Here is a 26,664-nt window from a genome sequence, read left to right as displayed (position 1 = left end):
TGCGCACCTCCGGTCAGTTCAGCGCCGTGATCATCGCCGCGGCCGTCGCCGCCATCGCCGTACGGGCCGCCGTCAGGTACGGGCGCGGGTCCGCCGGGGTCAGGTGGGTGCGGATGGCCTCGGTCATGGCCAGGTTCAGCGCGGTACCGATGTTGACCTTCCGGATGCCGCCCGCCACCGCCGCCGCGAGTTCCGCGTCCGGCAGGCCCGAGGAGCCGTGCAGCACCAGGGGCACGTCCACGGTCTTCGCCAGCCGGGCGAGCAGCGCGTGGTCCAGCGCCGCGGTGCGGCTGGTCATCGCGTGGCTGCTGCCGATCGCCACGGCCAACGCATCGACACCGGAGTCGGCCACGAACCGCCGGGCCTCGTCCGGGTCGGTACGGGCACCGGGCGCGTGCGGGTCGAGCGGGGCGGCGCCGTTCTTCCCGCCCACCTCCCCCAGTTCGGCTTCGACCCACAGCCCGTTGGCGTGCGCCCAGTCGGCCGCGGAGCGGGTGGCCTCCAGGTTCTCCGCGTACGGGAGCTGCGCGGCGTCGTACATCACCGAGCTGAACCCGGCGTCCACGGCCTGCCGGAGCAGGTCGGCGCTCTTGACGTGGTCCAGGTGCAGGCCGACCGGGATCCCGGCGGCCTCCGCGCAGGCGGCGGCGGCCCGCGAGATCGGCAGCAGCTGCCCGCCGCGGAACTTCACGGCGTTCTCGCTCAGCTGGAGGATGACCGGCAGGCCCGCCCGTTCCGCCCCGGCGACGACGGCCTCGGCGTGCTCCAGGGTGATGATGTTGAACGCGGCGACGGCGCGGCCGGCGGCCGCCGCCTCGAGGACGAGCGTCCCGGCACAGACGAGGCTCATCGGACCGCCTCCTCGCCGACGGTGAGGATCACCGAGCGGGTCAGGTTCCGCGGCTGGTCCGGATCCAGGTCCTGGTGGGCCGCGACGGCGATCGCCAGCCGGTGGACCCGTACCAGCTCGGCGAGCGGGTCGAGCCGCCCGGCCACCCACTGGCCGCCGGTCGCCCGCACCTGCTCGGCGAGCCCGTCGGGGGTCTCGCCGAGCGACCAGGTGAGGGTGCCGGGCCCGGTGACGCTGATCGGGCCGTGCCGGTACTCCATCGCCGGATACGACTCGGACCAGGACAGGGAGGCCTCGCGCATCTTCAGCGCGGCCTCGTGGGCGAGGCCCACGCTCCAGCCGCGACCGAGGAAGGTGAACTGCCCGCGGCTCGCCGCCTGCTCGGGCAGCGGCTCGGTGAGCGCCGTGCGCGCGTCGGCGACGACGGCCGGGTCGTGCAGACCGTAGTGGGCGCGCAGCAGGGTCAGCGCGGTCGTCGCGAAACGGGTCTGCACGACGGACTGCTCGTCGGCGAAGTCGAGGACGACGAGCTCGTCGGCGAGGGTCATCACCGGCGTCGCCGGGTCCCCGATGACGGCGGTCGTACGCACACCGGCGTCCCGCAGCCCGGCCAGCAGGTCCAGCACCTCGGTCGTGGTACCGGACCGGGTCAGCGCGACGACCCGGTCGTAGCGGCGGTGCAGGGGGAACTCCGAGGCGGGGAAGGCGTCGGTCTCCCCCTGGCCCACCTCCTCGCGCAGGGCGGCGGCCGCCTGGGCCATGTAGTAAGAGGTCCCGCACCCGACGATCGCGGTACGCTCCCCCGGCTGGGGCAGCAACGCCCGCTGGGCGGGGGCCAGTTCGGCGGCCCGCTCCCAGCACTCGGGCTGTGTGCCCAACTCGTACGCGACGTGGCTCATGGCGGCTCCCTGGCGTGGTCGGTGCAGTTTCCTGCAAGGTAGCGGCCCATTTCACGCAACTTCAAGCACCTCAGGGGTTGATCTCCTGAGTTAATGTCGACGCGTAGGCCGATGGAGCACACCCGAGGGGGTCGATCGCCGTGGGTTCCATGACCCGCAAGGAGCGCTGGCAGACGCTGCTGGATCTGCTGGTGGAGCGGGGCGAGCTGGAGGTCGAGCCGGCGGCGGAGAGCCTCGGCGTGTCCGCCGCGACCATCCGCCGCGACCTCGACCAGCTGGCCGAGCAGCAGCTGCTGGTCCGCACGCGCGGCGGGGCGGTGGTCCACGGCGTCTCGTACGAACTCCCCCTGCGCTACCGGACGTCCCGCCGCGCCGCGGAGAAGCAGCGCATCAGCGAGGCGGTGGCGGAGCTGATCACGCCGGGCGAGGTGATCGGCCTGACCGGCGGCACGACGACCACGGAGGTGGCCCGCGCCCTGGCCGGCCGCCCGGACCTGGCGTCGGGCTCGCCGGCGCTGACGGTGGTGACCAACGCGCTCAACATCGCGGGCGAGCTCGTCATCAGGCCGCAGTTCAAGATCGTGCTGACGGGCGGGGTCGCCCGGCCCCAGTCGTACGAGCTGACCGGCCCGCTGGCCCAGCAGGTACTGGGCCAGCTCACGATGGACACGGCGGTCGTCGGCGTGGACGCCTTCGACCCGACGGACGGCGCGGCGACCCGCCACGAGGACGAGGCCGCGATGAACCGCCTGCTGTGCGAGCGGGCCCGCCGGGTGGTCATCGCGGCGGACTCCAGCAAACTCGCGGTCCGCGCCTTCGCCCGCATCTGCCCGACCCGCTCGGTGGACATCCTCGTGACGGACGTATCCCTCCCGGACGCGGTGGCGGCGGAGTTCGAAGAGGCGGGTGTGGAGGTACGGCGGGTGTGAGAGGCCCCCTGTGAGGGGCGGCCGACCGGCCTGCGAGGATCGTGGACGCCGCAAGGGGGCGACCCCCGTTCGCGGCGAGTATGCCGGAGACCGCCCTGGACAGTGCTGCAGCGGCGCGCGCACGCCGGGGATGCCGGCGGGCGCGCCGCCCCCTTGGCGTCCGCCACGTCGACGGAGAGCGTAGCGATCACTCCGTGTCGGGTGCACAGAGGGGGAGGCGAGTGGCATGTCCGCGGTGGACGTGAGGGACGGGAAGGCCGTCGGCGAGGGCGCGGCCGGACCGGTCATACGCCCGCGCGGGTTGGTGGACCTGCGGGGGCGGGGCGGCGGACCGCTCCTGATGTCGTACCCGGCGGGTGCCGTGGTGGTGGTGTCCGGACTGCCCGGCAGCGGCAAGAGCACCCTGCTCCGCCGCTGGTCGCGCATGGCGCCCGTCGTCGACCCCAGGGCCTCGCACCTCGCCTGCGAGGCCCTGATGCCCGCGTGGCTGCCGTACGCGGTGTACCGCCCGTGGGCCCGGCTCAGGCACTTGCTGCGGCTGCGCGCCGAAATCCTCTCGGGGGGACCGCTCCTGGCCCACGACTGCGGCAGCCGGACCTGGATGCGGCGGTGGCTCTCCTGGACGGCGCGGCGCCGCGGCGGTGAGCTGCACGTCGTCCTGTTGGACGTCGGAGCGGCCGAGGCCCTGGCCGGGCAGGAGGCGCGGGCCCGACGGGCCCCTCGGCGCGTCTTCGCCCGACACCGGCAGGGACTGGACCGACTGCTCGAAGCGCTCTGCCTGCACGACTCGGCAGCGGTGCCGGAGGCGGTCTCGGTGGTACTGGTCGACCGGATATCGCGGGAACGCATGACAGCAGTGCGGTTCAGCCCCGCCGATGCACCTCGTGCCCCGCTGGATCGCAATCCGTGAGGTCGAAGTCCTCGGACCCGACCCCCACGCTCCGGCTCAGTGCAGGGGCAGGCGGCCCGCCTCGTGGCCCAGGGCTGCCAGGACCGGGGCGATCAGGGGGTGGGATTCCGCGCCGCGGCGGGTTGCGGCGAAGACCCTGCGGGTGGGGGCCGAGCCTGCCACCGGCCGGACCTGGACCTCCTTGAGGTCCATGCCGCGCAGCGCCGAGCGCGGGACGAGGGCCACCCCCGCCCCGACTCCCACCAGTGCCGTCACGGCGCGGAAGTCGTCCGACGAGTGCACGAACCGGGGTTGGAAGCCCGCCAGTTCGCAGGCCAGCAGGGTCACGTCGTGGCACGGGTTCCCGGGATACTGGCCCACCCAGTCCGCGTCGGACAGGTCCGCCAGCGACACCTCGGGGAAGTCGGCCAGGTGGTGCCCCGAGGGGAGGACCGCGTCGAAGGGCTCGGCGTACAGCGGGAGGACCGAGAGGCGGCCGTCGTCGGCGCCCGGGGCGCCGCGGTACTCGACCGCCAGCGCGAGGTCGGCCTCGCCGTCCAGCAGCAGCGGCAGGCTCTGGTCGCCTTCCGCGTCCCGGACGCGCAGGCGGATGCCCGGGTGTTCGCGGGCCAGGCGGGCGATCGCCGGGGCGAGGACCTCTGCGATGCCGGTGGCGAAGGCGGCCACCGTGACCTCGCCCGCGGCGCCTCCCGCGTAGGCCGCGAGCTCGGCTTCGGCGCGCTCCAGCTGGGCGAGGACCTCGTGGGCGTGCCCGAGCAGGATTTCGCCGGCTGCCGTCAGCCGTACCCCGCGGCCGCTGCGGGTCAGCAGCACGTGCCCGGTCTCCTGCTCCAGCGCCGCGAGCTGCTGGGAGACGGCGGACGGGGTGAGGTACAGGGCTGCGGCCGCGGCGGTCACCGTACGGTGGTCCGCCACGGCCCGCAGGATGCGCAGCCGGCGGGGGTCGATCACCCCACCATTCTCGCAGGTGACACAGCCCGCCCGACCCGCCGATCACGCAGGCGGGACGGGCCGGGCCGGCCGGCGCCAGCCGGACCGCTCAAGCCGGCCGGCATCAGCCAGGCCGGACAGGCGGACCGGCATCAGCCAGGCCGGTCAGACCCTGCCAAGGCCGCCGATCACGCAGGCCGTTCAGGCCGGACAGGCCGCCGCCAGCCAGGCCTCTCAAGCCGGCGCGAGCCAGGCCGGACAGGCCGGACAGGCCGGACAGGCCGGACAGGCCGGCGCGAGCCATGTCAGACCGGCCTCCGTCGGCCAGGCCGGACGGGCCGGCATCAGCCAGGCCGGACAGGCGAGCCGGCGACAGCCGGGCCGGACAGGCCGCAGCCCGACCCGCCCGCAGCCAGGCTGCCCGGCTGCCCGGCCAGGCAGCCCGCCCCAGCCGCCGCAGGTCAGGTCAGGTCAGGTCAGGCAAGGCAAGGCAAGGCCAGGCCAGGTCAGGCCCCCGTCGCCGCCAGTGCCGAGCGGGCGTCGATGAAGGCCGCGATCGCGCGTTCCACGTCGGCCGTGGAGTGGGCCGCCGAGAGCTGGACGCGGATGCGGGCCGCGCCCATCGGGACCACCGGGTAGGAGAAGCCGATCACGTACACGCCGCGCTCGAGCAGCAGCTCCGCCATCTTGGCCGCCTCCGCCGCGTCGCCGATCATCACCGGGGCGATGGCGTGGTCGCCGGGGAGGATCTCGAAGCCGGCCTCGGTCATCTTCGTGCGGAAGAGCGAGGTGTTGGCGGCGAGCCGCTCGCGCAGGTCGCCAGCCGACTCCAGCAGGTCCAGGACCTTCAGCGAAGCCGCGGCGATGACCGGCGCCAGGGAGTTGGAGAACAGGTACGGGCGCGAGCGCTGGCGCAGCAGCTCGACGATCTCGGCGCGGGCCGCGACGTAGCCGCCGGAGGCCCCGCCGAGGGCCTTGCCGAGGGTGCCGGTGATGATGTCGATGCGGTCCATGACCCCGTGCAGTTCCGGCGTGCCGCGGCCGCCGGGGCCGACGAAGCCGACGGCGTGCGAGTCGTCGACCATGACCATGGCGTCGTAGCGCTCCGCGAGGTCGCAGATCTCGGCGAGCGGGGCGACGTAGCCGTCCATGGAGAAGACGCCGTCGGTGACGATCAGCTTGCGCCGCGCGCCGCCCTCGGTGGCCTCCTTCAGGCGGGCCTCGAGCTCGGTCATGTCGCGGTTGGCGTACCGGAAGCGGCGGGCCTTGGACAGGCGGATGCCGTCGATGATCGAGGCGTGGTTGAGGGCGTCGGAGATCACCGCGTCCTCGGCACCGAGCAGGGTCTCGAAGACGCCGCCGTTGGCGTCGAAGCAGGAGGAGTAGAGGATCGTGTCCTCCTGGCCGAGGAACGAGGACAGCCGCGCCTCGAGCTCCTTGTGCACCTCCTGCGTACCGCAGATGAAGCGGACCGAGGCCATGCCGTAGCCCCAGCGGTCCAGCGCGTCCTTGGCGGCGGCGACGACCTCGGGGTGGTCGGCCAGGCCCAGGTAGTTGTTGGCGCAGAAGTTGAGGACCTCACCGGGGGCGCCGCCCGCGGTCACCGCGACGGCCGCGTTCTGCGGGGTGCCGATGACGCGCTCGGGCTTGTGCAGGCCCGCGGCGCGGATCTCGTCGAGGGTGGTGCGGAGGTCTTCGCGTACGGACTCGAACATGGGCTTCGGCTTCTCCTTGTGCGGCGGACGAAGGGGGCCGGGCCCCGCGGAGGGGGGAGGGTGGGCGGGGCCCGGCCGGAGGGAGATGGTTCGGTGGGACGGAGGCGAGGAGGACCTGAGGCGAGGAGGGCGGTCGCGCCCTGCTCGCCGCGGCCCGGGGGCCGTTACGCCGTCCAGTCCAGGATGATCTTGCCGCTGCGGGCGGTGGCCGCCTCGTCGAACGCGGCCTCGAAGTCACGGTGCGAGTAGCGGCCGGTGATGACCGGGCTGAGGTCCAGGCCGCCTTCCAGCAGCACCGTCATCGCGTACCAGGTCTCGAACATCTCGCGGCCGTAGATGCCCTTGATCGTGATCATCGAGGTGACGACCTTCGCCCAGTCCACCGGGAACTCCTGCGCGGGCAGGCCCAGCATGGCGATCCGGCCGCCGTGCGTCATGTTGTCGATCATGTCGCGCATGGCCTCGCCACGGCCGGACATCTCCAGGCCGATGTCGAAGCCCTCGCGCAGGCCCAGACGCGCCTGCGCGTCGGCGATCGTCGCCTTCGAGACGTCGAGCGCGAGCGTGGCGCCGGCCTTGCGGGCGATCTCGAGGCGCTCGGGGCTGACGTCGGTGATGACGACGTTGCGCGCACCGGCGTGCTTGGCCACGGCCGCCGCCATGATCCCGATCGGGCCCGCGCCGGTGATCAGTACGTCCTCGCCGACCAGCGGGAACGAGAGCGCCGTGTGGACGGCGTTGCCGAACGGGTCGAAGATCGCCGCCACGTCCAGGTCCACGGCGGTCCGGTGCACCCACACGTTCTGCGCGGGCAGGACGACGTACTCGGCGAAGGCGCCGTCGCGCCCGACGCCGAGGCCGACCGTGCTGCGGCACAGGTGGCGGCGCCCGGCCAGGCAGTTGCGGCACTTGCCGCACACCAGGTGGCCCTCGCCGCTGACGAGCGCGCCGGTCTCGATGTCCTGGACGTCAGCGCCGACGGCGGCGACCTCGCCCACGAACTCGTGGCCGAGCACGAGCGGGGTCTTGACCGCGCCCTGCGCCCAGCCGTCCCAGGAGCGGATGTGCAGGTCCGTACCGCAGATGCCGGTGCGCAGCACCTTGATCAGCACGTCGCCGGGGCCGTACTCGGGCTCCGGTACGTCCATGAGCCACAGCCCGGGCTCGGCCTTGTGCTTGACGAGTGCCTTCATGGGAGTGGCTCCAGGCATGCGGAGGGGACGTTGCAACCACGGGGTCGGGTGCGACGTATCGACAAGGACCAATCTGCCGAGCGCGGAGGTGATCAGTCCATCGAGGATTTCTTAAGCGGGTCGACAGCCCAGCTTCACGCCTATGCTCCTCCCGTGAAGGGCTGTGGCCTGGGCAGGGGCCCGCGGCCGGGGCAGGGAATGGGGAGGTGAGGGGCGTGCCGAGTCTGCGCAGCAGAGCGCTGTCGGTCGCGCTGATCGCGGCGGGTCGGCGAAGACGGTTCGCGAGTGCCGAGGCGGTACGCGCGCGGGTGGCCGAGTCGGCCCGCCGGCCGGCGTCGCACCTGCCGCCGCGCTCGCTGGGCCGGGTCGCCGAGGTCTCCCGCACCTTCGTCGGTGCCTGGCCGGTGTACGACGCGTCGCCTCGCGGGGTCGAGCCCGCGGCCCAGGTGCTGTACGTGCACGGCGGCGGGTACATCAACGAGCTGGTCCGGCCGCACTGGTCGTTGATCCGGACCCTGGTCACCGAGGCGCAGGCGCGCGTCGTCGTACCGGCGTACATACTGGCCCCGCGCGGGACCGCGGACCGGACGGTTCCGGTGGCCGCGGACCTGCTCAGCGGGTTGATCGCGAGCGGCGGAGCCGGCGGTACCGTGCTCATCGGGGACGCGGCGGGAGCCGGGATGGCGCTGGCCGCCGCCCAGCGGCTGCGCGACCGTACGGGGGCGCAGCCGTCGCGGATCGTACTGATATCGCCCTGGCTGGACCTCACCATGAGCCACCCCGACCAGGCGGCCATCGAGGCCGCCGACCCGGTGCAGGCGCGGCCGGGGCTGCTGGAGGCGGGCCGGCTGTACGCGGGCACCCTGGCCACCGACGATCCGCGGGTGAGCCCCCTGCACGGCTCGTTCGCGGGGCTGGCGCCGCTGACGGTGTTCACCGGCACCCGGGACGTGCTCACCACCGACAGCCGGGAGCTGCTGCGCCGGGCCCGTGCGGACGGGGTGGAGGTGGAGTTCCACGAGGAGCCGGGGCTGCCGCACGGGTACCCGCTGCTGCCGGTGCCGGAGGGGCGGGCGGCCCGGGACCGGATCGTGGAGCTGATCAGGTCGGCCGCCGACGAGTGACGGCCGCCGGGTGGGCCGTCACGCCGTGCAGGTCATCAGCGAGCTGATCGGCCAGGCGCGGTAGGCGGTCCAGTACGCCTCGTCGCGTGCGCCGTCGGCGGGCGGGGTCCGGTTGGGCTGCCAGCCGACCGTGGAGAAGCCCGCCTCGACGGCGGCCTCGGCGAAGTCGGAGTGCGCCCACTCCCGGAACTCGAAGTCGGCCGGGGGCTGGGTCAGGAACTGCGCCTTCAGCAGCGGCGCGTCGCCTTCGTGGACGCGGTCGACGATCCGCACCCCGTACGGCGACCAGTCGACGTTCGGGTACGCGCCGGCGTTGGGCACGATGGCCAGCAGCCGGCCGCCGTCGCGCAGGTTGGCCCGGATGGACCGGAACATGGCGTGCAGGGCGGACCGGTCGGTGGCGTAGTTGAACAGGTACACGGCGGTGGCCAGGTCGAAGGGGCCCATCTGCGGCAGCTTGGCGGCGTCGGCGACCAGGTACTCGATCGACGCGGCTTCGACGGGCGCGGCTTGCGCGGGCGCGGCTTCCACCGGTGCCGCCTCGACGGGTGCCCCCTCGGCACGTGCGGCCGCGCCGCGGGCCGCCCCGGTGTCGGCGGCCGCTCCCGTGGCGGCCACCGCGCCCGCCCCGCGAACCGGGAGTACTGCGCCCACTGCACCTTCCAACGCGCCCACACCGTCGGCGCCGATCACCCCGTGCGCGCGGGCCAGCCGGATCATCTCCTCCGAGATGTCCACGCCGACGGCCCGGCGGGCCCCGCCGCGGGCCAGCAGCCGCGTGTTGTAGCCGTATCCGCAGGCCAGGTCGAGGGTGTCGAGCCCGCGCACCCCGCCGAGCGCGTCGAGCGCCCCGAGCAGGGTGTGGGTGTCGGCCGCCGAGAAGGCCGCCGTGGTCTTCGACTCCACGAACCGCTCGCCGATGCTGTCGTACTGGAACCGCATGCTCTGCCTTCCGTGGCGGGGTGGGACGCGTGCGTATCGTGCCCCGGAGCGCGGCCGGCGAGGGCCTGTGCGGCGGCCCGTCCCCCGGACGGGGGAGGCGTTCGGGTCAGTGCGTACGGCGTACGGGGTGTCCGGCGACCTCCGGGAGCAGTTCGCGGGCGCAGCCGCGCAGCCACGCGTGGGCCGGGTCGGCGTCGTGGCGCGGGTGCCAGGCGATGCCGAACGGCAGGGTCGGCAGGTCGAGCGGGATCTCGAAGGCTTCCAGCCCCAGCTCGGCGGCGAGCGGCGCGGCCTGGGAGGCGATCAGGCCGACGAGGTCGCTCTCGCGCAGGATGAACAGGGACGCGGGGTAGGAGCCGACGCTGCCCACCACCCGCCGGGACAGCCCCTGTACGGCGAGGGCCGCGTCCACCGGGCCCTCCAGCCTGCCGCGCCGGGAGACGATGAGGTGCTCGGCCGCGGCGAACCGGCGCGGGGTGATCCGGCCCCGCAGCAGCGGGTGGCCGGCCCGGGCGACGCCCATCATGTGCTCGTCGAAGAGGTGCTCGACGCGCACCTCGGGGGACCGGCTGTCCACGACGCCGAGTTCGAGGTCGGCGATGCCCTCGCGCAGGGCCGGGACGTCCACGTGGCTCTCCGACAGGAAGCGCAGCCGGACGCCGGGCGCCTCCTTCGCCACCCGGGAGAAGAGCGTGGCCCCGAAGGTGGCGGCGAAGGCGTCGTGGGCCAGCACGGTGAAGGTGCGGGTCAGGGTAGGGAGGTCGACCTGTCCGCCCGTCAGGAAGAGGGCCCGGGCCCGTTCCACGACGGCCCGGACCTCGCCGTGGACGGCGAGGGCGTGCGGGGTCGGGACCATGGCCCGCCCGGCGCGGACCAGCACCGGGTCGCCGAGGGCCTTGCGGATCCGGCCGAGGGTGCGGCTCATGGCGGGCTCGGAGAGGTGCAGGCGGGCGGCCGCGCGGGACACGCTCGACTCCTCCAGGAGGACGTCCAGGGCGACGAGGAGATTGAGGTCCAGCCCGGATTGCGTCACACGCATTCATCCCTTGCATAACTTGCACTGGAAAGCAGGTCACCCCAACTCTACGGTGAGACACAGGGGATGACGCCGACCGCGCTCCCCCTCCCCCACACCACTCACCGTCACCGACTCCGAGGAGGAGCCGTGCTCCGCCCTGCCCGCGAACGGGATGCCACCCATCCCGCCGCCGATCCCGCCGCCGATCCGTCCGCCGATCCGTCCGCCCCGGCGCCCGTCGCCGCCCTCACCCGGCCCGCGCTGCTCGTCCTGTGCGCCTGCGTCCTGGTCGCGCAGGCCATGGTCGCCGCCGTCAACCTGCTGATCCCGCAGCTCGCCGCGTCCGCCTTGCACCCGACCCCCGGCCAGCTGGTCTGGGCGGTCGACGCCTACGTCATCGTCTTCGCCGCGCTGCTGATCCCGGCCGGTGCGCTCGGCGACCGGTACGGCCGCAAGGGCGCCCTGCTGGCCGGGCTCGCCCTGTTCGCCGCGGGCGGGGCGGTCAGCGCGCTCGCCGCGACCCCGGCGGTGCTCATCGCCGGGCGCGGTCTGTGCGGGGCCGGCGCGGCGCTGATCATGCCCGCCACCATGTCCGTCCTGATCCACCTGAGCCCGCCCGAGCGCCGCGGCCAGGCGCTGGCCACCTGGACGCTGGCCGCCGGCCTCGGGGGCCTGGCGGGCAACGTCGGGGGCGGACTGGCCGGGGAGTACCTGACCTGGCGGGCACTGTTCTGGGCCGTCGTCCCGCTCGGCGCGCTGCTCGCACTCGCCGTCGCCCGTACGGTCCCGCGCACCCCGGCCCGCGCCGACGCCTCCGTCGACCCGTTCGGCGCGCTGCTGCTGGCCGCGGCGCTCCTCGCGGTCGTCTACGGGATCATCGAGGGGCCCTCGTACGGCTGGACCTCGGCGACGGTGCTGATCGCCTTCGGCGCCGGCGCCGCGCTGCTCGCAGCCTTCACCGGCCACGCGCTGCGCGCCGCGCGGCCGCTGCTGGACCCGCGGATCTTCGCCTCGCGCAAGCTGCGCGCCGGATCGCTCGGCATCGGCGCCGCGTTCTTCGGGCTCTTCTCCCTCTTCTTCGTCAACGCCCAGTACCTCCAGTACGCGAAGGGCTTCTCGCCCGCCCGGACGGGCCTGGCGATCATCCCGCTCACCGTCGGCATGGCGGTCGTGCCGAAGCTGGGCGCGCGGCTCGCGGAGCGGACCGGGCCGCGGCTGCCGGTCGGCATCGGGCTGGGCCTGATCGGGGCCGGGCTGCTGCTGGTCTCCACCGCCGACGCGGGCACCCCGTACGCGCTGTACGCCTGCTACCTGCTGGTGCTGTCGGTCGGAACGGGCCTGTGCGCGCCGTCGCTGACCCTGACGGTGGTCGCGGAGCTGCCCGCGCACCAGGCCGGGCTGGGCTCCGGGCTGAACACCGCGGCCCGGGAGATCGGCGCGGCGCTGGGGGTGGCGGTGGTCGGCACGGTGCTGGCCTCCCGGTTCCACGGCGATCCGCAGGATCCGGCGCAGATCGGCGCCTTCACGGACGCGATGGGGGTCGCGCTGCGCACGGTGGCCTGCGTGCTGCTGCTGGCGGCGCTCGCGGTGGTGGCCGGCTACCGGGACGGCGGGGGCACCCGCCGGGGCGCGGGGCGCGGGCGCCGGGATGCAGCGTCCGGCGTCGGGGGCGCATGCTGACTGTGTGACGGCGAGAGCGGACAGCGGCCCCGCCACCGACGCCACGGCCCGCGTGCTCGCACGGGCCTGCGTCGATGCGGTGCAGGCCGTTGGCGGGTTTGCGGGCGGCATCTACCTGCGCTCCGGCCCCGAGGGACCGTTGCTGCTCGCCGTGCTCATGGGCCTGCCCGGGAAGCTGTTCCGCCCGTGGTGGCGGATGCACGTGAACCGCCCGTACCCGGTCGCCGAGGCCTACCGCTCCGGCCAGTCGGTGCACCTGCCCGACGCGGACACGGCCATGCAGCGCTTCCCGCAGATGATGGCCGGGCTGCCGTTCCCCTTCGGCTCGCTCTACGAGCCCGTCATGGCCGGGGCCGAACGGTTCGGGGTGCTGTTCGTCCTGCGCCCCGCGACCCCCGGTGCCCCGGTCGACGCCGCCGACCGGGAGCGGCTGCGCTCCGCCGCGGACGGGCTGGCCGACGGGCTCGCCGCACTCACCGCGACCGGGCAACCGGTGCTCTGGAAGGGCGATCCGGTGTGCGTACCGCCGCCGGACACGGCGCAGGGTGCGCGCGAGGCGGTGGAGCGGCTCACGCTGTCGGTGCTCTCCGTGGACCGACAGGGCAGGATCCGCTACGTCAACCACTCCGCAGCACGTCTGCTGGGCATGGATCCGGCGGAGCTGCGCGGGCGGGTGGTGTGGGAGGCGGTGCCCTGGCTCGGGCAGCCCGCGTACGAGGACCACTTCCGCGGGGTGTTCATGTCCGGCGAGCCGGTGCGCTTCCCGGCCCGGCGCGGCCGGCAGCCGGACGGGGACTGGGTGACGGTGGACCTGTACCCGGGCCCGGACGGGGTGACCGTGACGATAGGCGCTGCCGATCCGCCCGTCTACGCGCCCGGGCCCATGGTCCGGTCGGGCGCGGGGCCGGGTTCGCCGGCCGACCGGGCCTCGGCGCTGTACCGGCCGGTGGCCCTGGCGATCGCGCTGACGGAAGCGGTCACGGCCCGCCAGGTGTCGGCGGTGGTCACCCAGGAGCTGCTGCCGGCTTTCGGCGGCCGCCAGCTGGCGATCTACCTGCTCAACGAGCGGCATCTGCACCTGGCGTGGGAGACGGGCTTCCCGCAGGGCTTCCTCGACCGGTTCGACGGAGTGGCGCTCGATGTCCGGCTGCCGGGCGTGGAGACGCTGACCACGGGCCGGCCGATGTTCTTCGAGTCGATGGAGCACCTGGCCGCCGCGTATCCGGGGATCCCGCTGGACGCCCACATAGGGGCCCGCGCGTTCCTGCCGCTGATCGCCTCGGGCCGGCCGGTGGGCTCGTGCATCCTCGGCTTCGACGCGCCGCGCGGGTTCAGCCCGGAGGAGCGCACGGTGCTGACCGCGCTGGCCGGGCTGATCGCGCAGGCCCTGGAGCGGGCGCAGCGCTACGACTCCGAGGCGGCGCTGGCCCGCGGACTGCAGGCGGCGCTGCTGCCGCACCGGCTGCCGGTGGGCGGGCACGTGGAGACCGTGGCCCGCTATCTGCCCGGCACCCAGGGCATGGACGTGGGCGGCGACTGGTACGACGTGATCGAGACGAGCGAGGGCGTCCTGGCCCTGGTCATCGGGGACGTCCAGGGCCACGGGGTGGCGGCGGCCGCGACCATGGGCCAGCTGCGCAGCGCCGTACGGGCCTTCACGCTCGGCGGCAGTCCGCCGGAGCAGGTGATGGCGGGCACCAACCGGCTGCTGATCGACCTGGACCCCGGCCAGTTCGCCAGTTGCTGCTACGTCCTGCTCGATCCGGCTTCGGGCCGGGCGCGGGCCGTCCGGGCCGGGCACCCGCAGCCGCTGCTGCGCCACGCGGACGGGCGGGCGGAGGTGCTGGACCTGCCGGGCGGGGTGGTGCTCGGCATCGACGTGGACGCCGCGTACCCGGTGACGGAGCTGCGGCTGGCACGGGGCTCGGTGCTCGCCCTGTACACGGACGGGCTGGTCGAGGAGGCCGGGGAGGACATCGACCTCGGCGTGGAGCGGCTGCGGGCGGCGCTGGCCGCGGCCCGGCCGTCGCCGCTGACGGAGGCGGCCGACCTGCTGGTGGGCGAGGCCGGGAACTCCGCGGACCGGCCGGACGACATCGCCCTGCTGCTGGCCCTGCGCACGGACGGCGGGCCTGCCGCGAGCAGCTGACCCGGAAGGCGTCGCGGGAGCTCTGCGTGCGGCGTCGCGGGATGCCCACTCCTTGGGCAGGTGGTGTCGCCGCGGGCACATGTCGGCAAAGCGGAAGAAAATTTGCCCGCGCTCCGCTGCGGTTCCCGCACCCGGACTCTGTGCAGCGTTTACGCGGTCTTAACACCGCCGTAGGGCTGCCGCAGCTCGGCGGGACGATGGAATCCGCAGGGGAACTGCTATTGACCTGCGGATCTCGCAGGGATTCGATGTCGGCCCGGGAGCCACTGAACCACTCTGCTCACCACCGCCTCGGAGGCGATACCGCTCCCGCACCTCAGCTCACCGCACCTGCCGATCGGAACCCCGCACCGATGTCTGAAACGATCAGCGCCCCTCAGGCCCTCGCGCCCGCCACCGGGCCCGTCCCCCAGAAGCTCAAGCGTTCCATCGGCGTCGTCGGCGGCACACTGCTGACGCTCTCGTGCGTGACGCCCGCTTCGACCCTGTTCGTCGTCGTGCCCGACCTGTTCTCCAGTCTCGGCACGTGGACCGCCCTCACGATCGCCATCGGTTCGCTGCTCTGCATCGGCGTCGCGTTCTGCTACTCGGAGCTCGGCACCCTGATCCCCAGCGCCGGCGGCGAGTACGCGATGGTGTCGACCCTCGCGGGCCGGCTGGCCGGGTGGCTGGTGTTCGTCCTCTCCCTGCTGGTCGTGATGATCGTGCCGCCCGTGATCGCCATGGGTACGGCCGACTACCTCGCGCCGATCGTGCACATACCGGCCCCGGTCGCGGGCGGCGGCGTGATGCTGCTCGCCACCCTCGCCGGCCTTCTCGATCTGCGGGCAAACGCCTGGATCACCGGCATCTTCCTGGTGCTCGAGGTCATCGCCGCCGCGCTGGTCGCCGTACTGGGCTTCGCGCACAGCGAGCGCGGCGCCGACGCGCTGGTGCACGGCACGGTCGCGGCCGAGGGCGGCGGCACCTCCACGGTGACCGCGATGATGGTGGTCTCCGGGCTCGCCATCGCCCTGTTCATCACCCAGGGCTTCTCGACCGCCGTCTACCTCTCCGAGGAGCTGGAGAACCCGCGGCGCAACGTCGCCCGTACGGTCCTCGCCACCCTCGCCATCTCCACGGCCGTCATCCTGGTCCCGGTCATCGCCATCACCGTGGGCGCGCCCGACCTCTCCGCGCTGACCGAGGGCGACCTCGGCGGCATGGTGACCGCCTGGTCCAACTCGGCCGTCGGCACCTTCGTCAGCCTCTGCGTCGCCCTCGCCATCATCAACGCCGGCATCGTCATGGTGATCCAGAACTCCCGCGTGCTGTTCGCCTCCGCCCGTGACAAGGCCTGGCCCGAGCCGGTCAACCAGGCGCTGTCCAAGCTGGGCCGCTTCGGCTCCCCGTGGGTGGCCACCCTGCTCGTCGGCGTTCCGGGCGCGGCCCTGTGCTTCGTCAACCTCGACACCCTGTACGGAGTCACCGGCGTCTCGGTGACCGGCATGTACCTGCTCGTCGCGGTGGCCGCGCTGTTCGCCCGGCGCGGGGCTCACCGCGAGGTGGCCGCCTGGCGGATGCCGCTGTGGCCGGCGGTGCCGATCGTGCTGATCGCCGTACTCGCGTACATCCTGACCCAGCAGGAGACCCAGTACCTGCTGTGGACCGGCGGGATCACCGCCGTGGCCACGCTGTACTGGGCGCTGTACCTGCGGCCGCGGCAGGACAGCCGCTGGCTGGTCAGCATCCCGGAGGACGGCGAGTCCGCCGCGGTCTGACGCGCTTCTCGGCGGGGTCGGCGGGATCAGTTCCCGTCGGCCCCGACGATGCTCTTGACGGCGGGCCGGCCCAGGGTGATGGCCGTGTTCACCAGGCCGACGTGGCTGAACGCCTGGGGGAAGTTGCCGAGTTGGCAGCCGGCCACCGGGTCGTACTCCTCCGCGAGGAGCCCCACGTCGTTGCGTACGGCCAGCAGCCGCTCGAACAGCTCCCGCGCCTCCTTGTCGCGCCCGGTCATGTGGAGCGCGTCGGCCAGCCAGAACGAGCAGGCCAGGAAGGCCCCTTCATCGCCGGGCAGCCCGTCCACCGAGGGGCCCTCGGTGCTGTAGCGGCGGACCAGGCCGCTGCTGCCGAGCTCCGCCCGGACCGCGTCGACCGTGCCGATCACGCGCGGGTCGTCGGGCGGCAGGAATCCGACGCGCGGGATGAGCAGGGTGGCCGCGTCCAGCTCGCGGGAGCCGTAGTACTGCGTGAAGGTGCCCCGCACGGGGTCGAAGCCGTGCTCGAGCACGTCGTGGTGCACCTGGTCCCGCATGGTCCGCCACCGCTCCACGTCGCCGAGCAGCGAGGAGTCGCTCTCCATGGTGCGCACGGCCCGGTCCGCGGCGACCCATGCCATCACCTTGGAGTGCACGAAGTGCCGGCGCGGCCCGCGCACCTCCCACAGGCCCTCGTCCGGCCGGTGCCAGTTGCGCTCCAGGAAGTCGAGGATCGCGAGCTGGATCCGCCAGGCGTGCCGCTCCGCGGGCAGTCCGCTCGACCTGGCCAGGTACAGGGAGTCGAGGACCTCCCCGTACACGTCGAGCTGGAGCTGGTCCACGGCCGCGTTGCCGACGCGGACCGGGGCGGAGGCGGCGTAACCGCGCAGCCACGGCAGGTCGAATTCGGGGATCCGCCGCTCGCCGCCGATCCCGTACATGATCTGGAGGTCGGCGGGGTCGCCGGCGACCGCGCGCAGCAGCCATTCGCGCCAGGCGCGGGCCTCGTCCAGGAAGCCGGTCTCCAGGAGGGAGCCGAGGGTCAGGGTGGCGTCGCGCAGCCAGCAGTAGCGGTAGTCCCAGTTGCGGACGCCGCCGAGCTCCTCGGGGAGGGAGGTCGTGGCCGCGGCCGCGATTCCGCCGGTCGGGGCGTACGTGAGGGCCTTGAGGGTGATCAGGGAGCGGGTCACCGCCTCCCGGTAGGGGCCCTCGTAGGTGCACTGGGCGCTCCACTCGTGCCAGTCGGAGAGGCCCTGGTCCAGCGCCTCGAACGGGTCGCAGGGCTCGGGGCGCGGCTCGTGCGAGGGGTGCCAGGTGAGGACGAAGGCGACCCGCTCGCCGGCGGTGACGGTGAACTCGGAGCGGGTGCTGTTGGCCTCGCCCCAGGTGTGCACGGGCGGCTCGCTGCGGAACCACGCGGAGTCGGGCCCGGCGACGGCGACCCGGTCACCGTCGGCGCGCCGGACCCAGGGGACGACGTGCCCGTAGTCGAAGCGCAGGCGCAGCACGCTGAGTACGGTGGCCTCGCCGGAGAGACCCTCGACGACCCGGATCACGTCGGGTGCGCTGTCGCGCTGCGGCATGAAGTCGATGACCTTGAACGAGCCGCCGTCCGGGGTGTCCCAGTAGGACTCCAGGACCAGCGAGCCGTCGACGTAGCTGCGGCGGGTGCACCGCGCGCCCTCGGCCGCCCCGGCCGGGGCGATGCGCCAGTGGCCGTTCTCCTTGTCGCCGAGGAGCGCCGCGAAGCAGGCGGGCGAGTCGAAGCGCGGCAGGCACAGCCAGTCGATGGACCCGTCGCGGCCGACGAGCCCGCTGGTCATGAGGTCGCCGATGAGTGCGTAGTCTTCGATGGGTTGTGTCATTTGTGCGCTGTTCCCCCGAATGCCCGGGCCCAATCAGCCCCGGGCCCGGGCACCCTCGTGTGCGCGGCTCAGTTGCGTACGAGGAGCAGTGCGCTCGCGATGATCACGCCGAGGGCGACGGCGAGGGCGCCGTGGGCCAGGCGGTGGCTGCGCAGGACGGGCAGGAAGCGGTCGGCGGCGTACCGGCCGGGGCCGGTGAGGGCGAGGGCGGCGGCGCCCACGGTCAGCAGGAGCTCGTACTCGATGCCCTTCGGGGCGAAGAACGACCCGGCGCCGTGGACCGCGATCGCGTTGATCATGGTGCCGACGACGGCGGCTCCGGCGAGCGGGGTGAGCAGGCCGAGGACGAGGCCGAGGCCGCCGAGGGTCTCGGTCAGGCCGGCGAGCACGGCCATGGCGTCGCCCGACGGGTAGCCGCTGGCGGTGAAGAACTGGCCGGTGCCGCTGATGCCGCCCCCGCCGAACCAGCCGAAGAGCTTCTGGGTGCCGTGGCCGGCCATGGTGAGTCCGAGGACCACGCGCAGCAGGAGCAGGCCGGCGTCGTGGGCGGGGGTGGAGAGGGCGAGCGGGACGGCCGGGACGGCAGCGGCCTGCGGCTTCGTCGCGGTGACGGAGGGGCTGGTCATGGGGGGATCCTTCCGGTCGGGCGGTCCGGGGCGGGGACGGAGTAGTTCAAATTCGAACCGCCAACCCCGACCCTAACCATTGATTCAAATTGGAACAACCCGTGTACCCTGGGCCCATGGCTGAAACGAGATGGCTGGACGAGCGCGAGATGCGCGCCTGGAGCGGCTTCCTGGCCGCATCCGCCCTGGTGAACCGCCGTCTCGACCAGCAGCTCAAGGACGATTCCGGGCTCTCGCACCCCCAGTACGAGATACTCGTGCGGCTCGCCGCGGCTCCGGACCGCGAGCTGCGGATGACGGAACTGGCCAATGGCCTGATCAATTCGAAGAGCGGGCTGACCTACCAGGTCACCCAGCTGGAGAAGGCGGGCCTGGTCCGCCGCCGCAGCTGCCCCTCCGACGTCCGCGGGGTCTTCGCCGTCCTCACGGACGCCGGCAGCGCCCGCCTGGAGGCGGCCGCGCCCGGTCACGTGGCCACCGTCCGGGAGGCACTGATCGACGTCCTCACCCCCGAGCAGCTCGAGGTGCTCGCCGACGGGCTGGGCGAAGTCAGCCGCCGGCTGCGCGAGCACGGCGGATGACACGGCGGATATCCTGGCGGATAAGCCGATATCGGCACCTGACGGGGTAGAGGGGTGACATGGACGGAACGGTCTGGCTGACGGTCGTCGCGCTCGTCGCCCTCGGGCTGGCGGTCGCGGCCGGTGTGCTCCTCGTACGCGTCTTCGCGGCGCGGCGCCTGCTGCTCGACGCGGGGATCCCGCTGCGCGACAAGGCGCTCTTCTGGGTCGCGGTGATCTACACCGTCTCGCCCGTGGACCTGATCCCGGACCCGGTGTACCTCGACGACATCGGCGTGCTGCTGCTGGCGCTGCGCTCCCTGCACGCGGCGGCGGGTGCGGTGCGGCCGGGCGCGGGCCGTGCCACGTCCGCGGAACCCGTCACGGCCAAGGAGCCGGGCACCGCGTAGCCGCGGGCCGCCTCGGCCCCGGCATCCCCTGGATCAGGGACCGTCAGTGGCCGGTGGCACCATGGGCGGCATGCCTCTTGACGATCTTGACGCCCGGTTCTCCTCCCCCGCCGCCCTGTTGGAGGCCGGACCTGCCCGGGTGCGGGAGTGGCCCGGCTCGGCCGGCGGCGGGGTCGGCCGCGAGGTCTTCACCCAGGCCGAGGCCGTTTTCGGGCAGGCCGAGGTGTCTCGGGCGGAGTTCGGCTCCTGGCTGCACTTCGCCGCGAAGGTGCTGGGACACGACGCGTACGCGGAGCAGGTGGCCGCGGCCGAGCCCGGCATGCCGTGGCGGACCGTATGGGCCTGGTGGCGGCCGGTCGGGGCCTTCCGGGCCGAGCCGAACCTCAGCGGGGACGCCTGCGCCGACGTGTTCGACGGGCCGGGCGGCCGGAGCCTGCTGAAGGTCTCGTCGCTGTGGACCGCGGAGCGCTGGTTCGACCTGGCCACCGGCGAACCGCGACCGGCGCCCGCCGCCGGGGAGTTCACCGAGCGCACGGAGGAGGCCGGGCAGGACGAGCCGCTCCTCTTCGACCCGGACGAGGACGCCTGGGCCCTGCACTGCCCCGGCACCTGGGAGGAGCCGATACCCCTCGGCGCGGGCCGCTTCCTGCTCGCCGAGGCGCGCGGGATCCTCGTGGTGGAGCGCAACGAGGCGGTGGCGGCGACCGGTTGGCCCACCGGCGGAGCCGACACCGGTTCGTGGGACGAGAGCGCGGGCGAGCCCTGGTTCGCGGGCCCGGCGCCCGGCGGGGCGCCGTTGGACGCGGCCCGCGTGGAGGCGGTGTTCGGCGCCGACTGCACGGTCCGCGTACCGGATGCGCTGCTGCCCGCGGCCCTGACGCACCGCCCCACCCGGGAGCTGATCACCACGGTGGGGCTGCCGCGGCACTGGGCGGCGGGCGTGACCTCGTTCGCGCTCGCCTGGACCGAGGAGGGGCCGCAGGAGCCGCAGCCCGGGGACGCGCGGCCCGAGGACCCGGAGCCCGACGTCGACTTCGGCGGCCTGCTGCACCTGGGGACGTTCGAGCTGGGCTACGCCGACGAGGGCCAGGTGCTGCTCCACCCGCAGACGGGGGCGGTGTCGCTGGTCCGCGAGGGCGAGGGACCGTTCCCCTTCGCCCGGGACACGGAGACGTTCGTGCGCCTCCTGGAGGCCGTGCGCCGGTTCATGGGGGCGTGCTGGGACCCGTACCCGGGCGAGAGCGGCCACGGCTCCTTCCGCTGCGAGGTGGCGGAGCTGGAGCCGGACGTCCTGGAGTCCGAAGATCCCGAAGAGCCGGGCGCCGCGGTGTGGGAGCACGTCTTCGCGTCCATCACCGAGCTGAGCGTGTACGGCTACTGACCCGGGCGCGGCGGGCCGGGAGGCGTCCGGCCGCGGCTCAGCGGACGCCGCGCGGGCGGTACTGGATGCTGATGCGCGGGCCGACGGCGCGGGTGGACTTGGGCACCGCATGCTCCATGGTCCGCTGACAGGACCCGCCCATCACGACGAGGTCGCCGTGCCCCAGGGGCAGGCGCAGCAGGGTGGGGCCGCCTTCACGGGGGCGCAGGACGAGATCGCGGGGGTCGCCGACCGACACGATCGCGACCATGGTGTCCTCGGTGGCGGACCGGCCGATCCGGTCCCCGTGCCACGCGACGCTGTCCCGGCCGTCGCGGTAGAGGCAGAGCCCGGCGGTGGCGAACGGCTCCCCGAGCTCCGCGGCGTAGTGCCGGGTCAGCGCGGCGCGGGCCTCGGTGAGCGCCGGGTGCGGCAGGGGCTCGCCCTCGTCGTAGAAGGCGAGCAGGCGGGGTACGTCGACCTCGCGCTCGTACATCCGGCGGCGTTCGGCCCGCCACGGCACGTCCTCGGCCAGCCGCTCGAACAGCGTGTCGGCGCCGGAGAGCCAGCCGGGCAGGTGGTCGACCCAGGCGCCGGAGCCGAGCGGGGTGCGGCGCAGGTCCGAGAGCGGGCCGAGGCGGATCTCGTCGCCCTGGTCGAAGAGGGAGCCCTGGAGGCCGGAAATCGTACGCACGGATCCATCGTAACGCTTCACTCGAACACGCGCTCGATTAAATGGCCGTACGGACCCGTCGCCCCGCGCCCGCTCCCCCGCGAGCGGCCGTCAAGGTATCGCTAGAGAGCCGTTAAGGAGACGTCAAGACCGGTCGCGGCCGCGCGACCGGGCGTCCGGCGGCAACGGGGCGCGGAGAGGCGCGTCTACGCAGGTGGGAGGCGGGTTCGGGCTCGAGTGCAGCCCTCCGGCCAACTGGAGCAGCCGGCCGCGCGACACCGTCAGGGGCCCATCAGCATGGGAACGCGCGCGTGCACGAATGATCGGGTTCCGTACGCTTGCCCAGCCGTCGTGCCGATGGCCGGATCCAAGCCGTACGAAGGAGCACCCGCGATGGCCACCCCCGCCCAGCCGAGCCGCCTGAGGGCATGGCTCCTGGAAGGCCTGACCGACCAGACGAAGCACAGGTCGGGGCATCGGCCGGAGGAGGAGCCGGGGGAGGGCGGGACGTCCGCGACCGCCGACCACGGGCGGCCGTGGTGGCGGGTGATGTGCCTGACGGGACTCGACTACTTCTCGACCCTCGGCTACCAGCCGGGCATCGCGGCGCTCGCGGCCGGCCTGCTGTCGCCGCTGGCGACGATCGTGCTGGTGGTGCTGACGCTGCTCGGGGCCCTGCCGGTCTACCGGCGGGTCGCGGAGGAGAGCCCGCACGGCGAGGGGTCCATCGCGATGCTGGAGCGGCTGCTGTCGTTCTGGAAGGGCAAGCTGTTCGTCCTGACCCTGCTGGGCTTCGCCGCGACCGACTTCCTGATCACGATCACCCTGTCGGCGGCCGACGCGACCGCGCACCTGGTGGAGAACCCGCACCTGACCAGCACGCTCAACGGCCACCAGGTGCTGATCACCCTGATCCTGATCGCCCTGCTGGGCGGCGTGTTCCTCAAGGGGTTCAGCGAGGCCATCGGGGTGGCCGTGGTCCTGGTCTTCTCGTACCTCGCGCTGAACGTCGTCGTCATCGGGGTCGGCCTGTGGCAGGTCATCAGCGAGCCGCACGTCATCACCGACTGGAAGGAGGCGCTGACCGCCGAGCACGGCAACGTGTTCATGATGATCGCCATCGCGCTGGTGGTCTTCCCCAAGCTGGCGCTCGGCCTGTCCGGGTTCGAGACCGGGGTCGCGGTCATGCCGCACGTCCAGGGCTCCCCGGACGACACGGACGAGAAGCCCGCGGGCCGGATCCGGGGCACGAAGCAGCTGCTGACCACGGCCGCCGTGATCATGAGCGTCTTCCTGATCACCAGCAGCTTCGTCACCACCCTGCTGATTCCTGCCGACCAGTTCAAGGCCGGCGGCGAGGCCAACGGCCGGGCGCTGGCCTACCTGGCCCACGAGTACCTCGGCTCCGCCTTCGGCACCGTCTACGACATCTCGACCATCCTGATCCTGTGGTTCGCGGGCTCCTCCGCCATGGCCGGCCTGCTCAACCTGATGCCGCGCTACCTGCCCCGCTACGGCATGGCCCCGCACTGGGCCCGCGCCCTGCGCCCGATGGTCATCGTGTTCACGCTGATCGCCTTCCTGGTCACCTGGATCTTCGACGCCGACGTCGACGCCCAGGGCGGGGCGTACGCCACCGGTGTCCTCGTCCTGATCACCTCGGCGGCCGTCGCCGTGACCATCGCCGCCCACCGGGCCGGGGAGCGCGGCTGGACCATCGGCTTCGGTGTCATCTCCGCGGTGTTCGTCTACACCACTGCGGTCAACGTCGCGGAGCGCCCCGACGGCGTGAAGATCGGCGCCTGCTTCATCGCCGGCATCATGGCCCTCTCCCTCCTCTCCCGCCTCGCCCGCGTCTTCGAGCTACGCGTCACCCACGTGGAATTCGACGACATGGCCCAGCGGTTCATCCGCGACACCGCCAACCGTACGATCCGGTTCATCGCCAACGAGCCCGACAACCGCGACGCCGACGAGTACCGGCTGAAGAAGCAGCAGATCCGCGCGGACAACGACATCCCCTCCGAGGACGACGTCATGTTCGTCGAGGTCACCGTCCTGGACGCCTCCGAGTTCGAATCCGGCATGCGCGTGCGCGGCGAGGTCCTCCACGACCGCTACCGCGTCCTGACCCTGGAGAGCTCCAGCATCCCCAACGCGCTCGCCGCGCTGCTGCTCCACGTACGGGACGAGACCGGGCAGCGGCCGCACATCTACTTCGAGTGGACCGAGGGCAACCCGATGGCCAACTTCCTCCGCTTCTTCCTCTTCGGCCAGGGCGAGGTCGCCCCCGTCACCCGCGAGGTCATCCGCGAGGCCGAACCGGACCGGGGCCGCCGCCCCCACGTCCACGCCGGCTGACACGGGCCCCTCAGGGGGTGTCAGGAACCCGTCATGTTTCGCGGCTTGCGCATCAGGAACCCGTCAGCGGACCTACCCGGCTCCGCCCGCCCGGCGCTTGTATGGGCGGCGGCAGCGGACCGGATGAGGGGTGGGGCGCGGTGCGGCACAGAGTCGTGGTCGGTGTGAGCGGGAGCTCCGGCAGCCCGACGGCCCTGCACCGGGCCGCAGGCGAAGCCCGGGTACGGGGTGCGGAGCTGTGGGTGGTCCTGGCCTGGCAGGGTCCGGGTGGGGACGTCGCCAGCCGCGGCCCGGCCGGCGCCGCGGTGCTCGCCGCAGCCCGGGCCGCGGCCGTGGAGCGGTTGCGGCTGGCCCTCGACACCGCGTTCGGCGCGGGCGGCCCGGGCGTGACCCTCGAGGGGCACGCCGTACGGGCCACGGCCGGCGCGGCGCTCGTGGACGCGGTGGACGGCCCGGAGGACCTGCTCGTGGTGGGGACGGGCGCACGCGGCGCGATACGCCGCCTGCTGCGGCCCTCGGTGGCCCGCTACTGTCTGGCGCACGCGCCCTGCCCCGTACTGACCGTGCCGCCGTCCCCCCTCCAGGCCGAACTCGACGCCGTCCACCGGCGCAACGTCTGGCGGCTGCCGCTGGACGCGCGCGAGCTCGCCGAATGAGAGATCCGGCGGCGCACGCCGCCGCGGCCCTGCGTCACCGGCCCGGCCAGGGCGCGATTCCCCACTGCAGCGTGTGCCGGGCCCCCGGCTCGAGACGTACGCGCTCGGTGTCGCAGCGGAAGGCGTCGGGGCCGCAGCTCATCGGCTCCACGGCGACGCTCCGGCGGCGGTGCGGCTCGGGCAGGGTGTCCCCGGTGAACACCTGCACGAAGTCCGCCCCCTCACCGAGCCACAGATCGCAGCCGTACGCGCCGGACGGCTCGGCGATACGTACGACGGCACGCCCGTCCGCCTCCCGCCGCAGGTCCGTGAAGGCCGTGTCCAGCCGCTGCGGGCCGATGGGCCGCGGCGTGCCGAAGTCGTTGGGCGTCCCCGCGACCGGCTCGGACGCGACGGGCAGGCCGCGGTCGTCGGTGCGGAGCCAGGTCCGGGCGGGAACGGTCAGCAGCATGCCGTCGACCGTGCGCGGTGCCACGGCGAGGTACGGGTGCTGACCGACTCCGTACGGGGCGGGGGTGTCGCCGACGTTCCGCGCGGTGATCGTGACCGTCATGCCGTGGCGGTCGAGTGCGTACTCCGCCCGCGCCACCAGGTGGAAGGGGTAGCCGGGTTGCGGCCAGAGCGTGGTCGCCAGCACCACGCGGCGCTCCGCCTGCTCCACCGCCTGCCATGACGTCCAGCGCAGCAGTCCGTGGATGGCATTGGCGTGTTCGGTCTCGTTGACGGGCAGCTGCAGTTCCCGCCCCTGCCACCGGTAGCGGCCGTCTCCGATCCGGTTGGGCCACGGCAGGAGGAGCTGTCCGCGGCCGCCCTCTATCGGATCGTCGGCGTCGAAACCGTCGACGATCAGGCGCTCGGCGACGGAGTAGTGGCGCAGGGCGCCGCCCAACTCCACGACGACGACGGTCTGCGGACCACAGGTCAGCCTGAACTGGGCACCCGTCCGATGCATGTTCGCCATCCTCACCGGTGGCGATCGGGGTTCGGGTTCCCGCACACCGGGTCGTTCCATTCCATCACCGCACGGATCGCATCGCACCTCGGCCGGGCGTCCCCCGCCGTGGGCGCGCATGCGTCGGCCGCTCTCCCCCGCCACCGTTGAGCCGTTCGGCCCGGGGAGAGCACTCCATCGGGGCAGCCGCAGCCGTGCCACCGGGCCCCGGCCCTGCCGCGGTGCTCTCGTTGTGGCGCGGCCGTCGCGTACCCGCCACCACCCAGGGAGAGTCTCAGTGGAAGCCAGCAGTGACCGTGGAACGCTGCTCGTTCCTCAGCTCCTCAAGGGGCAGAAGGCCCTGGTGACAGGGGCGAACTCCGGCATCGGCAAGGCCACCGCGATCGGTCTCGGACGGGCGGGCGCCGACGTGGTCGTGAACTACGTCGCCGATCAGGACGCCGCGGACGAGGTGGTGCGGGAGATCGAGGGCTTCGGAGTCCGCGCCTACGCGCACGAAGGGGACGTGTCGCAGGAGGACCAGGTCGTCGACATGGTGGCCCGGATGGTCCAGGAGTTCGGGACCATCGACATCATGGTCGCGAACGCCGGCCTGCAGCGGGACGCCGCGGTCACGGACATGACCATGGCCCAGTGGAGCAAGGTGCTGGACGTCAACCTCACCGGTCAGTTCCTGTGCGCCCGCGAGGCGACGAAGGAATTCCTGCGCCGAGGCGTCGTGCCGGAGGTTTCCCGCTCCGCGGGGAAGATCGTTTGCATGAGCTCGGTGCACCAGATCATCCCCTGGGCCGGGCACGTGAACTACGCCTCCTCCAAGGGCGGCGTACAGATGCTCATGACCACGCTCGCGCAGGAGCTCGCTCCGCACCGGATCCGGGTGAACGCCGTCGCTCCGGGTGCGATCCGCACGCCCATCAACCGCAGCGCCTGGGACACCCCCGAGGCCGAGGCGGACCTGCTGAAGCTCGTCCCGTACCGGCGCGTCGGCGACCCCGAGGACATCGCGAACGCCGTGACCCTCCTCGCCTCCGACCTGCTCGACTACGTGGTGGGGACGACGATCTACGTGGACGGGGGCATGACCCTGTTTCCCGGGTTCGCCACCGGTGGCTGAGGCCCGCAG

23 protein-coding genes are annotated in these 26,664 nt (G+C 73.4%); 12 read left to right on the top strand and 11 right to left on the bottom strand.

Going from position 1 to position 26,664, the window contains the following annotated elements; all coding sequences use genetic code 11:
- Positions 1-13 precede the first annotated feature (13 nt).
- A complete protein-coding gene (locus OG299_RS34045) occupies positions 14-850 on the bottom strand; it encodes a class II fructose-bisphosphate aldolase (protein ID WP_266631887.1) in 837 nt (278 codons plus the stop codon).
- A complete protein-coding gene (locus OG299_RS34040; protein WP_266631885.1) occupies positions 847-1,749 on the bottom strand; it encodes an SIS domain-containing protein in 903 nt (300 codons plus the stop codon). Before OG299_RS34040 ends, OG299_RS34045 begins: the two co-directional genes overlap by 4 nt.
- A 149-nt stretch (positions 1,750-1,898) precedes the next feature.
- On the opposite strand from OG299_RS34040, the gene OG299_RS34035 reads away from it, so the two are divergent.
- Together OG299_RS34035 and OG299_RS34030 are read left to right on the top strand one after the other, a co-directional pair.
- Complete coding sequence (locus OG299_RS34035) at positions 1,899-2,678, top strand: DeoR/GlpR family DNA-binding transcription regulator (protein WP_266633742.1); 780 nt, start codon at positions 1,899-1,901, stop codon at positions 2,676-2,678.
- A gap of 226 nt (positions 2,679-2,904) precedes the next feature.
- Positions 2,905-3,588, top strand: a complete 684-nt coding sequence (locus tag OG299_RS34030) for an AAA family ATPase (RefSeq protein ID WP_327363550.1) — start codon at positions 2,905-2,907, stop codon at positions 3,586-3,588.
- A gap of 36 nt (positions 3,589-3,624) precedes the next feature.
- Here OG299_RS34030 and OG299_RS34025 read toward each other — a convergent pair whose 3' ends face one another.
- From OG299_RS34025 to tdh, 3 genes are all read right to left on the bottom strand, one after another.
- The gene (locus OG299_RS34025) at positions 3,625-4,539 is read right to left on the bottom strand and encodes a LysR family transcriptional regulator (protein WP_266631881.1); all 915 of its coding nucleotides are present in this window, start codon (positions 4,537-4,539) and stop codon (positions 3,625-3,627) included.
- A 485-nt stretch (positions 4,540-5,024) separates the two neighbouring features.
- Positions 5,025-6,233 (bottom strand): glycine C-acetyltransferase, encoded by a 1,209-nt coding sequence (locus tag OG299_RS34020; RefSeq protein WP_266631879.1) that lies wholly within the window; start codon positions 6,231-6,233, stop codon positions 5,025-5,027.
- 164 nt (positions 6,234-6,397) lie between these two features.
- Positions 6,398-7,426, bottom strand: coding sequence for an L-threonine 3-dehydrogenase (gene tdh / locus OG299_RS34015; RefSeq protein ID WP_266631877.1), 1,029 nt, complete (start codon positions 7,424-7,426; stop codon positions 6,398-6,400).
- A gap of 215 nt (positions 7,427-7,641) precedes the next feature.
- Here tdh and OG299_RS34010 point away from each other — a divergent pair, with 215 nt between their 5' ends.
- Entirely contained in the window at positions 7,642-8,550 is a 909-nt protein-coding gene (locus tag OG299_RS34010; protein WP_266631875.1) for an alpha/beta hydrolase fold domain-containing protein, read from the top strand.
- An 18-nt stretch (positions 8,551-8,568) separates the two neighbouring features.
- On the opposite strand, the gene OG299_RS34005 is transcribed toward OG299_RS34010, so the two are convergent.
- Together OG299_RS34005 and OG299_RS34000 are read right to left on the bottom strand one after the other, a co-directional pair.
- Complete coding sequence (locus tag OG299_RS34005) at positions 8,569-9,492, bottom strand: class I SAM-dependent methyltransferase (protein WP_266631873.1); 924 nt, start codon at positions 9,490-9,492, stop codon at positions 8,569-8,571.
- A 106-nt stretch (positions 9,493-9,598) separates the two neighbouring features.
- The gene (locus tag OG299_RS34000; protein WP_327363549.1) at positions 9,599-10,531 is read right to left on the bottom strand and encodes a LysR family transcriptional regulator; all 933 of its coding nucleotides are present in this window, start codon (positions 10,529-10,531) and stop codon (positions 9,599-9,601) included.
- A 240-nt stretch (positions 10,532-10,771) separates the two neighbouring features.
- Between OG299_RS34000 and OG299_RS33995 the strand changes: the two genes are divergently transcribed.
- The 3 genes from OG299_RS33995 to OG299_RS33985 all read left to right on the top strand — a co-directional run bounded on the left by OG299_RS33995 (position 10,772) and on the right by OG299_RS33985 (position 16,099).
- Positions 10,772-12,190, top strand: a complete 1,419-nt coding sequence (locus OG299_RS33995; RefSeq protein WP_266633741.1) for an MFS transporter — start codon at positions 10,772-10,774, stop codon at positions 12,188-12,190.
- Positions 12,159-14,339: a SpoIIE family protein phosphatase gene (locus OG299_RS33990; protein ID WP_327363548.1), complete on the top strand. Its 2,181-nt coding sequence runs from the start codon at positions 12,159-12,161 to the stop codon at positions 14,337-14,339. The genes OG299_RS33995 and OG299_RS33990 overlap by 32 nt, the downstream gene beginning before the upstream one ends.
- Before the next feature lie 353 nt (positions 14,340-14,692).
- Positions 14,693-16,099: an APC family permease gene (locus OG299_RS33985; protein WP_266631867.1), complete on the top strand. Its 1,407-nt coding sequence runs from the start codon at positions 14,693-14,695 to the stop codon at positions 16,097-16,099.
- A 26-nt stretch (positions 16,100-16,125) separates the two neighbouring features.
- Here the strand turns inward: OG299_RS33985 and OG299_RS33980 are convergent, their stop codons facing one another.
- Both OG299_RS33980 and OG299_RS33975 read right to left on the bottom strand, forming a co-directional pair.
- Positions 16,126-17,943 (bottom strand): glycoside hydrolase family 15 protein, encoded by a 1,818-nt coding sequence (locus tag OG299_RS33980; protein ID WP_327363547.1) that lies wholly within the window; start codon positions 17,941-17,943, stop codon positions 16,126-16,128.
- 68 nt (positions 17,944-18,011) lie between these two features.
- A complete protein-coding gene (locus tag OG299_RS33975; RefSeq protein WP_266631865.1) occupies positions 18,012-18,569 on the bottom strand; it encodes a DoxX family protein in 558 nt (185 codons plus the stop codon).
- A 116-nt stretch (positions 18,570-18,685) separates the two neighbouring features.
- On the opposite strand from OG299_RS33975, the gene OG299_RS33970 reads away from it, so the two are divergent.
- The 3 genes from OG299_RS33970 (at position 18,686) to OG299_RS33960 (ending at position 20,920) form a co-directional block, all read left to right on the top strand.
- Positions 18,686-19,150, top strand: a complete 465-nt coding sequence (locus OG299_RS33970; RefSeq protein WP_327363546.1) for a MarR family winged helix-turn-helix transcriptional regulator — start codon at positions 18,686-18,688, stop codon at positions 19,148-19,150.
- A gap of 59 nt (positions 19,151-19,209) precedes the next feature.
- On the top strand, positions 19,210-19,539 hold the full coding sequence (locus OG299_RS33965) for a YkvA family protein (RefSeq protein WP_327363545.1): 330 nt from the start codon (positions 19,210-19,212) through the stop codon (positions 19,537-19,539).
- Between the two features lie 70 nt (positions 19,540-19,609).
- Complete coding sequence (locus OG299_RS33960; RefSeq protein WP_327363544.1) at positions 19,610-20,920, top strand: SUKH-4 family immunity protein; 1,311 nt, start codon at positions 19,610-19,612, stop codon at positions 20,918-20,920.
- Between the two features lie 37 nt (positions 20,921-20,957).
- On the opposite strand, the gene OG299_RS33955 is transcribed toward OG299_RS33960, so the two are convergent.
- Positions 20,958-21,593, bottom strand: coding sequence for an alpha-ketoglutarate-dependent dioxygenase AlkB (locus OG299_RS33955; RefSeq protein ID WP_327363543.1), 636 nt, complete (start codon positions 21,591-21,593; stop codon positions 20,958-20,960).
- Between the two features lie 372 nt (positions 21,594-21,965).
- On the opposite strand from OG299_RS33955, the gene OG299_RS33950 reads away from it, so the two are divergent.
- Complete coding sequence (locus tag OG299_RS33950) at positions 21,966-23,933, top strand: APC family permease (RefSeq protein WP_327363542.1); 1,968 nt, start codon at positions 21,966-21,968, stop codon at positions 23,931-23,933.
- 101 nt (positions 23,934-24,034) lie between these two features.
- The gene (locus tag OG299_RS33945; RefSeq protein ID WP_266631859.1) at positions 24,035-24,589 is read left to right on the top strand and encodes a universal stress protein; all 555 of its coding nucleotides are present in this window, start codon (positions 24,035-24,037) and stop codon (positions 24,587-24,589) included.
- A 34-nt stretch (positions 24,590-24,623) separates the two neighbouring features.
- Here OG299_RS33945 and OG299_RS33940 read toward each other — a convergent pair whose 3' ends face one another.
- On the bottom strand, positions 24,624-25,541 hold the full coding sequence (locus OG299_RS33940) for an aldose 1-epimerase family protein (protein WP_327363541.1): 918 nt from the start codon (positions 25,539-25,541) through the stop codon (positions 24,624-24,626).
- Positions 25,542-25,818: 277 nt separating this feature from the next.
- Between OG299_RS33940 and OG299_RS33935 the strand changes: the two genes are divergently transcribed.
- The gene (locus OG299_RS33935) at positions 25,819-26,655 is read left to right on the top strand and encodes an SDR family oxidoreductase (RefSeq protein WP_327363540.1); all 837 of its coding nucleotides are present in this window, start codon (positions 25,819-25,821) and stop codon (positions 26,653-26,655) included.
- Positions 26,656-26,664 lie beyond the last annotated feature (9 nt).

This window comes from Streptomyces sp. NBC_01296 (assembly GCF_035984415.1).
In the GTDB taxonomy this organism is placed as follows: domain Bacteria; phylum Actinomycetota; class Actinomycetes; order Streptomycetales; family Streptomycetaceae; genus Streptomyces.
This window is presented reverse-complemented; position numbering and strand designations above follow the sequence as displayed.

Bases quoted from the DNA above. Each gene is read 5' to 3' on its own strand.
- tdh (WP_266631877.1), bottom strand. From the start codon at position 7,426: ATGAAGGCACTCGTCAAGCACAAGGCCGAGCCCGGGCTGTGGCTCATG.
- OG299_RS34020 (WP_266631879.1), bottom strand. From the start codon at position 6,233: ATGTTCGAGTCCGTACGCGAAGACCTCCGCACCACCCTCGACGAGATC.
- OG299_RS33980 (WP_327363547.1), bottom strand. From the start codon at position 17,943: ATGACACAACCCATCGAAGACTACGCACTCATCGGCGACCTCATGACC.
- OG299_RS33985 (WP_266631867.1), top strand. From the start codon at position 14,693: ATGTCTGAAACGATCAGCGCCCCTCAGGCCCTCGCGCCCGCCACCGGG.
- OG299_RS33970 (WP_327363546.1), top strand. From the start codon at position 18,686: ATGGCTGAAACGAGATGGCTGGACGAGCGCGAGATGCGCGCCTGGAGC.
- OG299_RS33950 (WP_327363542.1), top strand. From the start codon at position 21,966: ATGGCCACCCCCGCCCAGCCGAGCCGCCTGAGGGCATGGCTCCTGGAA.
- OG299_RS34005 (WP_266631873.1), bottom strand. From the start codon at position 9,492: ATGCGGTTCCAGTACGACAGCATCGGCGAGCGGTTCGTGGAGTCGAAG.
- OG299_RS33965 (WP_327363545.1), top strand. From the start codon at position 19,210: ATGGACGGAACGGTCTGGCTGACGGTCGTCGCGCTCGTCGCCCTCGGG.
- OG299_RS33990 (WP_327363548.1), top strand. From the start codon at position 12,159: ATGCAGCGTCCGGCGTCGGGGGCGCATGCTGACTGTGTGACGGCGAGA.
- OG299_RS33975 (WP_266631865.1), bottom strand. From the start codon at position 18,569: ATGACCAGCCCCTCCGTCACCGCGACGAAGCCGCAGGCCGCTGCCGTC.
- OG299_RS33945 (WP_266631859.1), top strand. From the start codon at position 24,035: ATGGGCGGCGGCAGCGGACCGGATGAGGGGTGGGGCGCGGTGCGGCAC.
- OG299_RS33960 (WP_327363544.1), top strand. From the start codon at position 19,610: ATGCCTCTTGACGATCTTGACGCCCGGTTCTCCTCCCCCGCCGCCCTG.
- OG299_RS34040 (WP_266631885.1), bottom strand. From the start codon at position 1,749: ATGAGCCACGTCGCGTACGAGTTGGGCACACAGCCCGAGTGCTGGGAG.
- OG299_RS34045 (WP_266631887.1), bottom strand. From the start codon at position 850: ATGAGCCTCGTCTGTGCCGGGACGCTCGTCCTCGAGGCGGCGGCCGCC.
- OG299_RS34030 (WP_327363550.1), top strand. From the start codon at position 2,905: ATGTCCGCGGTGGACGTGAGGGACGGGAAGGCCGTCGGCGAGGGCGCG.
- OG299_RS34035 (WP_266633742.1), top strand. From the start codon at position 1,899: ATGACCCGCAAGGAGCGCTGGCAGACGCTGCTGGATCTGCTGGTGGAG.
- OG299_RS33940 (WP_327363541.1), bottom strand. From the start codon at position 25,541: ATGCATCGGACGGGTGCCCAGTTCAGGCTGACCTGTGGTCCGCAGACC.
- OG299_RS34000 (WP_327363549.1), bottom strand. From the start codon at position 10,531: ATGCGTGTGACGCAATCCGGGCTGGACCTCAATCTCCTCGTCGCCCTG.